The organism is Geobacillus sp. E263, assembly GCF_007197795.1.
Taxonomy (GTDB): domain Bacteria; phylum Bacillota; class Bacilli; order Bacillales; family Anoxybacillaceae; genus Parageobacillus_B; species Parageobacillus_B toebii.
In genome coordinates this window covers 1,715,346-1,727,972 of record NZ_CP041632.1, presented here as the reverse complement: position 1 = coordinate 1,727,972, position 12,627 = coordinate 1,715,346, and the positions used below count along the sequence as shown (strand labels likewise).

Annotated in this window: 11 protein-coding genes and 3 pseudogenes; 1 reads left to right on the top strand and 13 read right to left on the bottom strand. The window is 36.0% G+C overall.

Annotated elements, in window-relative coordinates:
* Nucleotides 1-192: 192 nt before the first annotated feature.
* The 3 genes from FNL97_RS18425 to FNL97_RS09040 all read right to left on the bottom strand — a co-directional run bounded on the left by FNL97_RS18425 (nucleotide 193) and on the right by FNL97_RS09040 (nucleotide 2,886).
* Nucleotides 193-672: a hypothetical protein gene (locus FNL97_RS18425; protein WP_231847821.1), complete on the bottom strand. Its 480-nt coding sequence runs from the start codon at nucleotides 670-672 to the stop codon at nucleotides 193-195.
* Nucleotides 673-957: 285 nt separating this feature from the next.
* Nucleotides 958-1,257 (bottom strand): LysR family substrate-binding domain-containing protein, encoded by a 300-nt coding sequence (locus tag FNL97_RS09050; RefSeq protein WP_269445970.1) that lies wholly within the window; start codon nucleotides 1,255-1,257, stop codon nucleotides 958-960.
* Between the two features lie 921 nt (nucleotides 1,258-2,178).
* Nucleotides 2,179-2,886: a hypothetical protein gene (locus FNL97_RS09040; RefSeq protein ID WP_011231211.1), complete on the bottom strand. Its 708-nt coding sequence runs from the start codon at nucleotides 2,884-2,886 to the stop codon at nucleotides 2,179-2,181.
* 388 nt (nucleotides 2,887-3,274) lie between these two features.
* Between FNL97_RS09040 and FNL97_RS09035 the strand changes: the two genes are divergently transcribed.
* A complete protein-coding gene (locus FNL97_RS09035) occupies nucleotides 3,275-3,895 on the top strand; it encodes a LysE family translocator (RefSeq protein WP_143415568.1) in 621 nt (206 codons plus the stop codon).
* 145 nt (nucleotides 3,896-4,040) lie between these two features.
* On the opposite strand, the gene FNL97_RS09030 is transcribed toward FNL97_RS09035, so the two are convergent.
* The 10 genes and pseudogenes from FNL97_RS09030 to FNL97_RS18720 all read right to left on the bottom strand — a co-directional run bounded on the left by FNL97_RS09030 (nucleotide 4,041) and on the right by FNL97_RS18720 (nucleotide 12,612).
* Nucleotides 4,041-4,517: a GNAT family N-acetyltransferase gene (locus FNL97_RS09030; RefSeq protein ID WP_015374860.1), complete on the bottom strand. Its 477-nt coding sequence runs from the start codon at nucleotides 4,515-4,517 to the stop codon at nucleotides 4,041-4,043.
* A gap of 342 nt (nucleotides 4,518-4,859) precedes the next feature.
* A pseudogene (locus tag FNL97_RS09020) lies at nucleotides 4,860-4,967 on the bottom strand (ThiJ/PfpI family protein); the annotation flags it as partial.
* Between the two features lie 168 nt (nucleotides 4,968-5,135).
* Nucleotides 5,136-5,861: an MOSC domain-containing protein gene (locus tag FNL97_RS09015; protein ID WP_129447464.1), complete on the bottom strand. Its 726-nt coding sequence runs from the start codon at nucleotides 5,859-5,861 to the stop codon at nucleotides 5,136-5,138.
* Between the two features lie 90 nt (nucleotides 5,862-5,951).
* Nucleotides 5,952-6,551: a GNAT family N-acetyltransferase gene (locus tag FNL97_RS09010; protein WP_143415566.1), complete on the bottom strand. Its 600-nt coding sequence runs from the start codon at nucleotides 6,549-6,551 to the stop codon at nucleotides 5,952-5,954.
* 163 nt (nucleotides 6,552-6,714) lie between these two features.
* A pseudogene (locus FNL97_RS09005) lies at nucleotides 6,715-7,220 on the bottom strand (GNAT family N-acetyltransferase).
* A 236-nt stretch (nucleotides 7,221-7,456) separates the two neighbouring features.
* Complete coding sequence (locus FNL97_RS09000) at nucleotides 7,457-7,909, bottom strand: GNAT family N-acetyltransferase (protein WP_143415564.1); 453 nt, start codon at nucleotides 7,907-7,909, stop codon at nucleotides 7,457-7,459.
* Between the two features lie 46 nt (nucleotides 7,910-7,955).
* Nucleotides 7,956-8,828, bottom strand: coding sequence for an aminoglycoside 6-adenylyltransferase (locus tag FNL97_RS08995; RefSeq protein ID WP_286173545.1), 873 nt, complete (start codon nucleotides 8,826-8,828; stop codon nucleotides 7,956-7,958).
* Between the two features lie 252 nt (nucleotides 8,829-9,080).
* On the bottom strand, nucleotides 9,081-9,788 hold the full coding sequence (locus tag FNL97_RS08990) for a Type 1 glutamine amidotransferase-like domain-containing protein (protein ID WP_143415560.1): 708 nt from the start codon (nucleotides 9,786-9,788) through the stop codon (nucleotides 9,081-9,083).
* Nucleotides 9,789-10,111: 323 nt separating this feature from the next.
* Nucleotides 10,112-10,948: an aminoglycoside 6-adenylyltransferase gene (locus FNL97_RS08985; RefSeq protein ID WP_143415558.1), complete on the bottom strand. Its 837-nt coding sequence runs from the start codon at nucleotides 10,946-10,948 to the stop codon at nucleotides 10,112-10,114.
* A 474-nt stretch (nucleotides 10,949-11,422) separates the two neighbouring features.
* Nucleotides 11,423-12,612: pseudogene (locus FNL97_RS18720) on the bottom strand (ISL3 family transposase).
* Nucleotides 12,613-12,627 lie beyond the last annotated feature (15 nt).

Below are 12,627 nucleotides of genomic sequence, written 5' to 3'. Positions count from 1 at the left end.
ACTTATGTCTGTTTTTCAATCTAAACTTATTTGTATAATCAACGCCATCAATCTTTACTTTCATAATCAATATATCGCCAAGAAGTATAAACTTACTCATTTCCATTTTTATATGCCACCTACTTTTGTGTATTTACAGGAGAAAAAGAAAGATTGCAACTACGGGCAGAATCTTTGAATAAGAATATTTTTTTATGGTTCACTAATCCCCATTGCCAATAGCAAAAGAAAAGCAATGGCCAAAACCGCTCCATTTCCTATCAAGCTGATAATTGGCAGAAAGAAACGTTTCGTCATCAACCACGAGAACACAGCGAATAAAATACCAATAATTGATAAGATGCCATAAATTGTGATCACGAAATAAACATCAGCATCTGGACCTCTTTCAACATAGAAAATAATGATACTTATGATTACAGGAAACAAAGACGTGACACCTAATATATTTCCTACTTTTTTCTTGTCTAACACTATTACCCCCACCTTTTTGTTGATAATAACTTTTTGAATCATAGCCACCCATGCTGCATTTCGCGGCACTACAGATGATGGAAGTTCATTCGTTCTTCCATGAGAGACAACCATGCCGCATCTATACGGCACCATCAGAAGAATGAAAATATTAAGAATGATGTCTCTTTTTGATTCCTTTTGTGGCAGAAGTATCAATTCTTTTTTACCTTACTGTTTCTTTCTCAATGTGTGTTAACTTTGATTTAAGATAAGTTCTTGTTCCTCTACATTATTTAACTCTCTTCTAGGAATTATATAGGCACTTACTGAGCTAAAGATAGAAATTATATTTGTCCTCTTTGAAATTTTTGATGCCAGATCAGTCTTTTCATGTTTATACAATTATTTGGACTTAAAATGGAACTCAAACTCTGTATGGTTCACCAATGAGTTCTCGCTTTACTCATGTTGGTGTCCCCCACATTTAACGGTTTGCTTGACCTAAAAGAGATCATTCCAATCATGCTGGTTAAAGAGTGGAATGACAGATTTTTTCATTAGATCAATAAACGCATGTACAGTTGGTGATAGATTGTCACTTTTCCAAGCAAGGGCCATCGTAGTGGTAAATGGATTATTCTGAATGTCACGATAAACAACTTTATTTTTGAATACATATTGCATCGAAGCTGGTACAAGAGCTACGCCCATTCCTGCTGAAACAAGAGAAATGACAGTAGGTAATTCTTGTGTTTCTTGTACTACCTTTGGATAGAATCCTGCCTGATAACAACCATTCATCACTGTATCATAATACCAAAATGTAATTCTTCAGCCACTGTTATGAAATATTTCAAATGACGTAGTTCCAACGCGTTGCCTCTCCTTTTTAAACTTATTAATACTTATTATATATTAATATGATTATAAATATATATTAGACATATTACAGTAGGTTTTGTAAAGTGGAAATAGGACGCTGGGCGGTATGAGTACGGGAACGGTCGTAGGGGTTCCACTTGGATTGATCATTGCTGAACATCTAGATTGGCACGCAACTCTCTGGTTCATCACCGCACTAGGTCTTATCGCCATGATAGGAATTGTCATATGGTTTCCAAGTTTTCCAGTTTCGGCGCCACCATCACTACGTCAACGTGTTGCCATGATGACCAATGGACGGGTGGCAGCAATTGTAGTGCGATAGGTTCCACACTTGGGGGGATGGTGATGCTAGCCGGATTGTCACCTTCCCGACTTCCGTTTGCTGCCGGTTGTCTAATATTAGTGACCTTATTGGGACAATGGAGGATTGTGTCATCAAAAGAAAGCGCGGGCAAGCGAGAAAAAACATGAAAAATCAAATGAAATAAAGACTATCTCGAAATTTGACAAAAACATAATATGGATCACCTTTATACTCAATCGGTGTCAAAAATAAACAATGAAATTTCGCTGAGACTTGGATATACAAAAGAAACCCCTAGTGGGTCTTTTCAGGATTGCTGGGAGTTTCTTTCTTAATGAAAGGCTACCCTGAAAATAAACGGTATACAAAGATATGAACCTGATAGTATGGACGAAACAGCTTATTTTAATGCATCGTTGTACCAAAAAATTAGCATGAGTGTCTCTGTCAATGTTTAATGTTGATTTTGTAAAGTATAAAACTGAGGGTGTCCCAAAAGCAATCCCTTTCAGGACACCCCCTTTTAGTTATTTTCACCTCATAATTTTTAACATAGTATTGGTGTTCTTTTGAAATTCATAAGGAACTTTAATTTCTTCTGTAATCCATCCTAAATTGCGTATATCACGGATTAGTTCATCCAAGTATTTATATCTCTCACAAGCAAAGTTAGTTGTAGGAAAAATCCTTATTTCATCTTTGGTTACACGCATAAGTTCTTTTATAGTCTGTAAATGAAATTCATAGTCCAGTTTATCTTCATAAAGAAATAGAAAATTTGCTGAAAGTGTCAAGTCAAACTGCTTATCATCAAACGGTAAGGTCGGTAAAACGGCAGGAATATAACGATTCTTATTCCGTTTCATGTCTGAGATACATTGATTCATTGCTTGTGTTCTTATCTGTTTTAACTCATCAACTGATTTAAAATAATCCCACAAAAAATTTTTTTGAATATCAGCCCTTTCCATGTTAGACATGGTGGTTTCAATATCTTGTAAACCTTTTTGCTCTAATTGTTTAATAGGAAGATAATAAGCAATATCACATGCTGTAACATCCATTCCAAGTTGATTGGATACTGCCGTAAAGGAACATGCCCCAGCAGGGCAATCAAGAATCTTACGCCCCACTAAATCTTCTTTGGTAAGGCCAAACATTCGCATGTATTCATCCCAAGTCCTACCAATAAAGACAATGTGATTTAGATCCCACTTGTTAACTGACTCAACTTTACTCATCTTCACTCACCTTTCTTAACTAATCTGAACCAAACTCTGTAAATAATATACCAAATATACATAATTTAGCACACATAAAATGGCTCTTTGATTAAAAACATTAATCTTGTGTTATACCAAACGATCTTCACCATAGATTAACAAGAAAATCAACATCATTCCTCAACAGAACCTTTAAAGAAGGAGAAATTGCCCCTCACATGTTAACAAATGCGGATGCGCCTATGCATGCTTGATAGCGATGTTTAATTCCGATAAACACCAATTTATATTTTTTATCGCCCATTAAGAAGGAATGAAGCGGTTTCCCTCGAAATAAATCAGGAAGACAAATGAAGGAAAAGGAAGCAAAGAATGGTGTCCATTCCATCCAAGAGAGGTGTTGTAAATGGATTTTGCACTAACCATGTCTTTTTTAGGAGTGGTGATATTGCTGACGTTAATGCCCGGACCAGATATTTTGTTTGTGATTGCTCAAAGCATTTCACAGAACAAAAAAGCGGGAATCGCCACGGCACTGGGACTTTGTTCAGGCCTTATTGTACATATCACGGCTGCAACGCTTGGGATTTCCACCATCATTTATCAATCCGCTCTGGCTTTTACCGTCATAAAATATACGGGTGCGGCGTATTTGTTGTATTTATCATGGCAATCATTCAAGGAAAAAGAAACAGGCTTTGCTTTTAACAACAAGCCTTTAAAGTATCTATCATTGTATAAAAAAGGAATTCTCATGAATCTGCTTAATCCAAAAGTATCTTTGTTCTTTTTGGCATTGTTGCCTCAATTTGTGAATAAATCGATGGGACACATTACGTTGCAGATGTTTATTTTGGGGATTATTTTTCTGGTTCAGGCTTTAGTGATTTTTATCGCTGTCAGCGTGTTTTCAGAGAAACTGCGCCATGTCCTGCTTACCAATTCGTTCATAGCGAAGCGAATGAACATTGTAAAAGGTTTGTTATTAGGGCTGATTGGTATACAGATTGCGTTTAGTGAAAAGTGAAATCGTTAGAGTGTTATCTTTTAATAAATGTCTCTGTTCAATTTCAATGTTGATTTTTAGACCACAGAAAAAGACCGAAATCAATCGGTCTTTTTTTGTATGTCCTGTTCAACAGGCGCCAACCGTTAGTTGAACAAGCTCATCATTAAATTAACCTCTTCACAAATAAAACTCTATCTTGATTTGGTCCATCATAATCAGTATGTACAGAAACTCCGTCTACTTTTTTATCTCCGTTTTTTTCGATTTCAAATCCCATTTTCGTATGAAATGCAATGGAAACTTTGTTCACTGGTGAAGTTACACAACGGACGATATTCCGACCATTCTTTTTAACAATATTAAAAAATTCATTGTACAGTCGTTTTCCAATACCGTGTTTCCTATAATCCGGATGAACTCCAACAAAGTGTATATATGCTTCTTCTGGATACGCTTGGGATAGAAAACCTATCAAAAATCCAACGATTTTTCCATCTTTTTCGGCAATGAAACTTGTATTTTGAAAATGGTCGAAGAATAATTTTGGCAATTTATCAGACATTTGTCTTCCGCCCCACCACTCATTGATTAGTGGAGAGATGACATAGTAATCTGACCCTTTCACTGAACGAATTTCCATCTTAATCCCCCTTCATTTGTAAAAGTATGACTATCATAAAAGCAAATTTAGTGCTATTCTTCAACTAACTCGTTAGCCAACCATGAAGCAAGCTTCTCCACAGATGATGGAAGTTAATTCTTTCTTTCATGGAAGTTGAACAAGAACATTTTTTATATTTTCTCATCTTGCAAAAAAGCTTGTAGAATTTTTCCTCAAACTTTTAAAGTCATTGCCACTATTCAACTACAGAACCCCATTAGCGGAATAAACATACTTTCACAAAAGATGACTAAATCCACTTTTCCATGAATATTAATTCATCCGTTTTAAAACCCAATTTTTCATAAAATCCTTGAACTTTACAATTTTGACGGTCCATTCAGGTTCTTTAACACGATTTAATAAATCCCAAGGCAAAAACACATCAATATCGGTAAAATCATCAAAAGCTACAATTGCAATTTCCATTAAATATCCTCCCCAAAATCTTAGCCCTTTTACTTAATATACTCTTCTTCAATCTGTCCTGTTATCCAGCCATAAAGCGAGCTTCCCCACAGATTATGCAAGAAGTTCTATCCTTCCACAGGAGCTTAGTAGAGTTGACATTTGGTTTGATGATGATTTAGCAAAATATCATTCAAGAAGAAAGACTTCATCGCCTACATGAATTTCACCTGTTTTTATAACAGAAGCATAAACGCCAAAATGATTATTTCTTTGTTGTACAAGAGTTTTAAGCAAAGACGAATCTTGTTCTGCATTATCAGGATTAACAGTAATAATCATGCACCGTTCACAATGTCTTTTTAATTGAATCTCCACTTCTCGTCCTATTTTAATCCTTCTGCCAAACCACGTTTCTTCAATAAATGGGACTTTCTCTTTTAATGATATAAGCAAATTAGGGCGAAAACGTTGATAATTGACCTCTTTTCCCCATATTTCTTTTAATTTAAGCAAAGAAGCATCCGTTACCAATTGAATGTGTTCTTCTTCAATTGCCCCTAAAGGTACATAAGAGGGAGTATATTTTACAAGAGAAACTTTCCGTTTCGATTTGTTTTCTATTTCTCTAATTAGGTCTTCATCCCCCCAATCAACAACCTTACCTTCAGGTGTCGTTATTTCGACTCTGGGGTATTCTTCCATTAACTCTTCCCCAACAAATCTTGCTTTATATCGAACCATTTCTGGGAATTGTGTTATTGTTAAAAACTTCCCTGATCTTGTTTCATCTAAAAAAGCATGACTACGGTCGCCATACAAACCATATTCCATTACTTTAGTTTTTTGTACACTCTCTCCACGGAAAGATTTCACAGGGTAACGGACAATTTCCTTGATATGGCCGATTAACATTTCATTCTCTCCTTAAATTAATTTTTGTCTACCAAAATTATACAAAAATCTACTCATTCATCACTTCCGTGACACCACAGATGATAGAAGTTAACTTGTTCTTCCATGAGAGTTGAATAAAGGATTATTCTTTTTAAACTCATTCCATTCCTCACGAAGAATACCCATCCGAATCGAATCATAGTATTCGCCATTATAGTAGCGGCATTTTCTCATTCTCCCTTCTAATCGCATTCCTAATTTTTCCGCACATCTGATCATTCGTGGATTTCCAGACCAAGTTGTAAGCCCTACTCTCTCGATGGTTAGATTTTCAAAGAGATAGTCAATCCATAAAGATAATGCTTCCGTTCCAAATCCACCATTCCAATGTTCAGGAGAATATATGACGATTCCCATTTCAAGCCATCGTGTACGCTTATCCTCCCAATAATAGCTAATCATACCTATAATTTGACCTTGATGTTCAATAATCATTTGACTTGGTACATCCGTAACATTCATTCTTTCTTCCATTCTCTTAGAAAACTTTTCAAAGGTACAAAATTCAAGCGGATAATAAGGAGCGTCGTACTTTTTCCATTCTGGATTCTCCACACCGTATATCAGGTTATATAGAATTGGCAGATCATCCCGTGTTGGTGTGCGCAGAGATATTCTTTTTCCTGTCAGCAACAACTTTTGTAACATATATCCACCCCCTATCTTACAGAATTCAACAATCCATGCTATTATCCCTTCTCTAAAAGACTTTATTATCGTTAATTATTGATTTTCGACCAAATGAAAAAGCCACCTTATGATGTAAGGTAGCTTTTTTGTACATATTTTATTTAAATATCGGACCCTTAGTTCAATAACCCTTCGTTACTTTCTCTAACCCCGAGTATATATAATGGTTCTTACCGAAAATAAATACGTGAAACCAATCTTCTCTGCCACACGAATGGATGGAACATTTCTTGGATCAATAATACTGATCAGCTTATTTAAACCCAATTTGTAAAACGCATATTCCTTGCACGCTTTGGCTGCTTCTGTTGCGAATCCCTTTGACCAATACTTTTTATTCATGTGATATCCAATCTCCACCTCAATACTGTCATTTATTTTTTGTTTAACAAGACCACAATCACCTATCAATTCATTCGTTTCCTTCAAACAAACCGCCCATAATCCATAACCATCATTCCGATATCTTTCTTGATTTCGTTTAATCCAGTCTTGAGTTTGCTGAATGCTGAAAGGGGCTGGATAAAACTTCATGGTTTCTGGGTCAGAAAAAATATGATGTAGAGGAGTAATATCCTCATCTTTATACTGTCTTAATATCAACCTTTGTGTTTCAAGAACAACCATTTCCCCATACCCTTCCCCTTTTGTTTAATCTCACGTTTTAACTAATATTATTTGATTTAAGATAATGAATTCCTTGCTCCTTCAACCTTTCTGCTCCCTTAGCCAACCATGAAGCAGGCTTCGCCACAGATGATGGAAGGTAACTAGTTCTTCCATGGGAGACAATCATGTCGCATCTATACGGCACCATCAGGAGAATGAAAAAGGATAGCTTAATAAAAAAACTACTGGATACACTAACTGATTTCATAAACTAACCATTCAGACAATTGACCACCCATTTTGTTGTAAAGAGATTGAGCAACCAAATTATCTTTTGCAGTTTCCCATGTCATGTAGGCAAAATCATTCTCTCTTATATAAGACAAGCATGTTTGAAACAGTTTCTCGCCCAGTTTTTTCCCTCTTGCTTCTGGTATAACAAACAAATCATTTAAAATAGCCATTCTTTTCACCTGAAGGGTGCTAAAGGAGAAATACAAGGTTGCAAAACCTAATAATTTTCCATCTTGTTCTGCAACAAATTGTATTCCACTGGCGGGGTTATCCAATAGATGCTGTATCAATCCTTTCAGTGACTCTTCCGTTGGTTTAGGTCTTTTATAAAAATCCACAATGTATTGATACATTAAATTTAAAAGTTGCGGAATATCCTCTCGATTAGCTGTTCTTATAGCTAAATCCCTCATCTCTTTTCCCCTCCATTTGTATCTTTATGTATAAAGGAATTTAACCTTAAAAAATTGATTTTGCATCTTGCGGCAATTCTTTTACGTGTTTTAGAAACTTTAGTGCTCTTTTACATTCTTCTTCAGGAAACTGAAAACCATATACTTGCCCAACATATTCAGCAGTTTTTTTGAATAAGTCATGGAATAAGAATAATGAATTCCAGATATTATCATAATTAGCATCTGTATATGTCTTCTCAAAGTCATTCCAAATTTCAGGCTCCAAGAACTTTTTTAAGCGTCTTCCTCCTTTTCCAATCGAGTATTTATAATCTGTTTTAATCCCTATATACCATTCAAGCATTTGAATTAATGGCTCACGTAAAACAATATCTATTAAACGCATTAACAATGGTAATTCTTGTCTCCAAATGGTTTTTGGAATATGAGATCCTAATCCCCATATAAAACTATTACAACAATCGTTATATAATTTTTCCGTTGGTTTTTTAATAAGATAACTTTGTTCACTTGGAGGTGGGATATCTGGAATATTGTGGTCTTTGTCTAGTAAAACCTTTGTTAAACTATCCTTAATTAGTTCATCCACTTTACTTATGTGAATAAAATGCATATCAATTCGGTTTCCATCCATAAATTGCATTAAATATGTATAACGACCATCGCCAATGGGAGGTGGAAAAATTTTATCTTCGGGTTTTTCCATAAGCATTACTTCCCCAAAGTGAGACAAAATATAGTTTTCATCTTTAAATGGTTCAACACTTGTAACTAAATATACAATATCATAGTCTTGAAATATATCTTTTTTTATGTTTGGATTTACACGAGAACCGTTCATTAGCACTCCACGTATACGATGATCTTGCTTAGCAAATGTAATGATTAAATCCAACATTTCTTGTTCTGTTCTCATTTTCACATATGTCACCCTTTCCTACTTTTATCCTCAATACGAGTGGTGAATGACTCTCCCCGTTGGTTGTTCGATGTTGAGAACTCTTTGTAAGGCTTTGATGACCAACTTCTCCTCACTTATAATTTTTGGTTAATATTACCGTGGGATATTTTACGATGAAAGTTGTTTCTTTATTGGAATAAACTGTCCCGTTCCCATAAAGCGAGTTTCACTACAGATGTTGAAGTTAATTCGTTCTTCCATATCGGCTTAACAGGAACCTAAAAAATTCGTCTGAAGCTCTTCTTCTATCACCTTCATCACCTTGTTATCCAAATAAACTTTATAAGCCTTTGCCTTTGGCCTAGAACTAACTATATTACTTATGTTTTGTTCAATATAATGAATGGCAACTCCGTCATCCGCTGCAATACCAGCTTGTATGTCTCCAGAATAAATGAGTTTATGATACGAAGGTCTTCTATCTGACTCTCCATCATAATGAGGACAATGACTACCCTTTAGAAAACCTAAGCATTTAATTGGTTCTAATCCCTCTCCAAATGAATCTGTGACGCCTTCCTCGAACCAACATATAGAACCAGCACTAATGCCAGCTAAAACAATCCCTTGGTTCCAAGCTTTTCTCAAAATATTATCTAACCCCCACTCTTTCCATAAAACTAATAAGTTTCTTGTATTTCCCCCACCAACATATATAATATCCTTCTCCAGTATAAATCCTTCTAAATCCCTTGTTGGCGGTTTAAATAAAGATAAATGAGAAGGTTTGCAATTTTGTTTATTAAAGAAGTTATAATACCTTGATATATAATGATCTGAATCTCCGCTAGCAGTGGGGATAAAACAAATCTTTGGAGTAGTTTTCTTGGCTTGTTTCAATATATAAAGATCTAATAACGGGTTATCCGGTTCCATTGAGAACCCTCCACCGCCTAGAGCAATGATTTGTCGCATCTTATTACTTCCTTTCTAAAAAGAACTTTTTCCACATCGATAATTTCTACAAATTAAAATCAAATCCTTTTTCAACTAACCTTCCCCATTAGCCACCCATGTCGCATTTCACAGCACCACAGATGATGCAAGAAATTCTATTCTTCCACGGAAGACAACTGTACCGCATAATTGCGACACCATCAGCAAGGTTGAAAATATTCACTTTCAGGATAGATTTCCATGCCGCATTGCGTCACCAACAAATGATGAAAATGCTAATTTTCGGGATAGTTAAAAAATGGTTGTAAACAAAACACCCGCGCATTTTGCAGGTGTTTTGTTTAAATAGCCATATCAATAATTCCATTTATCCATTCAAGATTTTCTTCGATTCCGAGCTTATTACAAAGATTTTTATGGACTCTTTTAAATTCTGGAACTATACTTTTCATCACATTCATCATTTCAAGGGGATTTCTGCCACATTCCCAACTTTCAAGGAGGGATAGTTGCCAAGCTTGTAGTTTGCTTCTTTCACCTTCGTATTTTGCCCAATCGCCAAACGTATTTGGTTGAATTCCTGCTTCCATATACCAAGCTGTTGCCATTGATAAACGTAAGCTGTCAATACATTTCAAAGCATAATAATACTCTTTTCTCATTACTCTGCGATAAGCTTCATGAAAATACGCAAAAAACTTTGATCGCCAAAGTTCAAATTCCTCCATTGTTGGTTCATAGGATAAAGCCATTGATTTATTTAAAATATCTGCCAGCATTCCATTCGTGTCTTTTATAATTTTTATATTTTTCAACCATACGGAAGGATGAATGTCTTTAGGTTTATAATAAAATGTATCCACTTTAACAAAACAATCATAGTGAGCGATTGAATAAGGTACAAACGGACCTAAGTCCTCAAAATAAAGAACATTTCCCCATTTTTTAGGGCGATTTTTTTTGTTCGAGATAAATTCTTGAAATTTTTCAGGTAATACAACGATGCGGAGGTCAATATCGGAATATAGATCCATGTTTTCATTTCCGATTGAACCGCCATAAAAAGCCGCTAATACATCATCGTCATTGAACAAATCTTTTTCAATTACAATCATTAAATCTTGACGGTGCTTTGGAATTTCTAAATCTCTTTCTTTGTGTCTAGTTACAAATCCCACACATTGAATAACAACTCCTCTAAAATATATTTTTAGAATATAAATCCATATTGATTTTATATATTAGATATTTAACATTTGATTCCTTCCTTTCTATTTTTTATCTAGACAAATAAGAACACATGCGCTAATATTTATATAAATTAACCCAATTTATTTTTTGGCTACAATTATCATTTTTTTATACGAATTATCAATGTTTATACCTGATTATTAAGTAAACTTACTGACTTATCATTTTTTTATCCTTCACTTTATATTATGTCAACCGAAATTTAAAAAATAGGGTCTTCACCATTTTCTGTGATTTCTACTCAATCCTAGAGACATGTTAGCTGGATGAAATAGGTTCATCAGTCAGGATCCTTCTTCCGCATACAGACCACGAAGTTGGTAGAATGGAAACAGTCAAGTGCTTTCCTTGACGGGTTCCATTCTACCAACTATCATACCGATAGCGGAAGAAGGGAGTGCTTAGGCAGCCTGACTACCTGTAGTGTTCCCTGTACACTCCAGAAATACACGTAAACGAAACCGTTCTAGATTTCGATAGCCATATGCCCGGCGTTTGATGTTTTTGATCTTGTGATTCGTCCCCTCGATTCGGGCATTCGTATATGGGCACAAAAAGTAGGAAAGAATAGGCTCCTTCCACCTTTCAAGCGTGTTGGCTGCTTCCTGAAAAGAAGCAAAAGGGCTCTGTTTGGCTAACTTAATCCATTCTTCCAAGCGTTCCTTTGCTTCGTTATATCCATCGGTTCGGTAAAAATCCCGAAACAACTCTTTCAGATAATAAGCAATGGAAAGTGTCGGATACTCCTCCAAGATATCGTCTAATCGAAGCCGTTGGTCCTTACGAAGCTTTTCACAGCCTTTTAAGAGAAGATATCGAGCCTTTTTCAATGGAGAAAATTCCTTTCTTGCTTGATCCAAGGCTTGTGTCACTTTTTGAACCACATGGTACTTATCGATGACAATCGAAGCAGATGGAAACAGGGCGCGAACCGCCTTATGATAAGGTTCCCACATGTCAAGAATCACCGTTTGGACCATTTCTTTCGACAGGACATTTTGGCTCAACAAGTTGATGGCGGAGTCACATTGGCGATCGGCATGCATTCCCATGACCGATCCGGCTCTGGCATCCATCAATACAGTTTCATACTGATGTCCTTTTTTACCGCGATTTCATCTAAACTAAGCACCATTCCTTCTTGAGAAGATGCTTCTATCGCTGTTTGACGCTCTTTTGCTTTTTTCGATGCGATGGAGTAATAAATGCGTTCCAATGTCGTATATGGGATGCGGTGCTTTCGACTAACCTCTTGAATGGTGGTGCCTTCGCAAAGTTCATACAAATACTCACAAAATCGATTGGTGTAATGTTGATTGGGTTCAATCGATTCCAAAGAGGCAGAAAACACTTGGGAACAATTCCGGCACCGATAGCGCTTTACCTTGACGAACAAGTACACCGGTTGATGGAAAATCGCCAAATCCCGTACTTTTCTTGTCCGTCTGTCGTGGACAGAGGAAGTGGCAAACCCACAATGAGGGCAACGTTCCTGTGTCTCTGTTTTCTCTACATGAATCGCATAACCATAGGAAAGAAGTTCGTGTTTAATCACTTTAAATTCTGGCAATCCTAGTGATATAGAAAGCACTTACGAGACCTCCCT

Bases quoted from the DNA above. Each gene is read 5' to 3' on its own strand.
- FNL97_RS09050 (WP_269445970.1), bottom strand. From the start codon at position 1,257: ATGAATGGTTGTTATCAGGCAGGATTCTATCCAAAGGTAGTACAAGAA.
- FNL97_RS09040 (WP_011231211.1), bottom strand. From the start codon at position 2,886: ATGAGTAAAGTTGAGTCAGTTAACAAGTGGGATCTAAATCACATTGTC.
- FNL97_RS09035 (WP_143415568.1), top strand. From the start codon at position 3,275: ATGGATTTTGCACTAACCATGTCTTTTTTAGGAGTGGTGATATTGCTG.
- FNL97_RS09030 (WP_015374860.1), bottom strand. From the start codon at position 4,517: ATGGAAATTCGTTCAGTGAAAGGGTCAGATTACTATGTCATCTCTCCA.
- FNL97_RS09015 (WP_129447464.1), bottom strand. From the start codon at position 5,861: ATGTTAATCGGCCATATCAAGGAAATTGTCCGTTACCCTGTGAAATCT.
- FNL97_RS09010 (WP_143415566.1), bottom strand. From the start codon at position 6,551: ATGTTACAAAAGTTGTTGCTGACAGGAAAAAGAATATCTCTGCGCACA.
- FNL97_RS09000 (WP_143415564.1), bottom strand. From the start codon at position 7,909: ATGAGGGATTTAGCTATAAGAACAGCTAATCGAGAGGATATTCCGCAA.
- FNL97_RS08995 (WP_286173545.1), bottom strand. From the start codon at position 8,828: ATGAGAACAGAACAAGAAATGTTGGATTTAATCATTACATTTGCTAAG.
- FNL97_RS08990 (WP_143415560.1), bottom strand. From the start codon at position 9,788: ATGCGACAAATCATTGCTCTAGGCGGTGGAGGGTTCTCAATGGAACCG.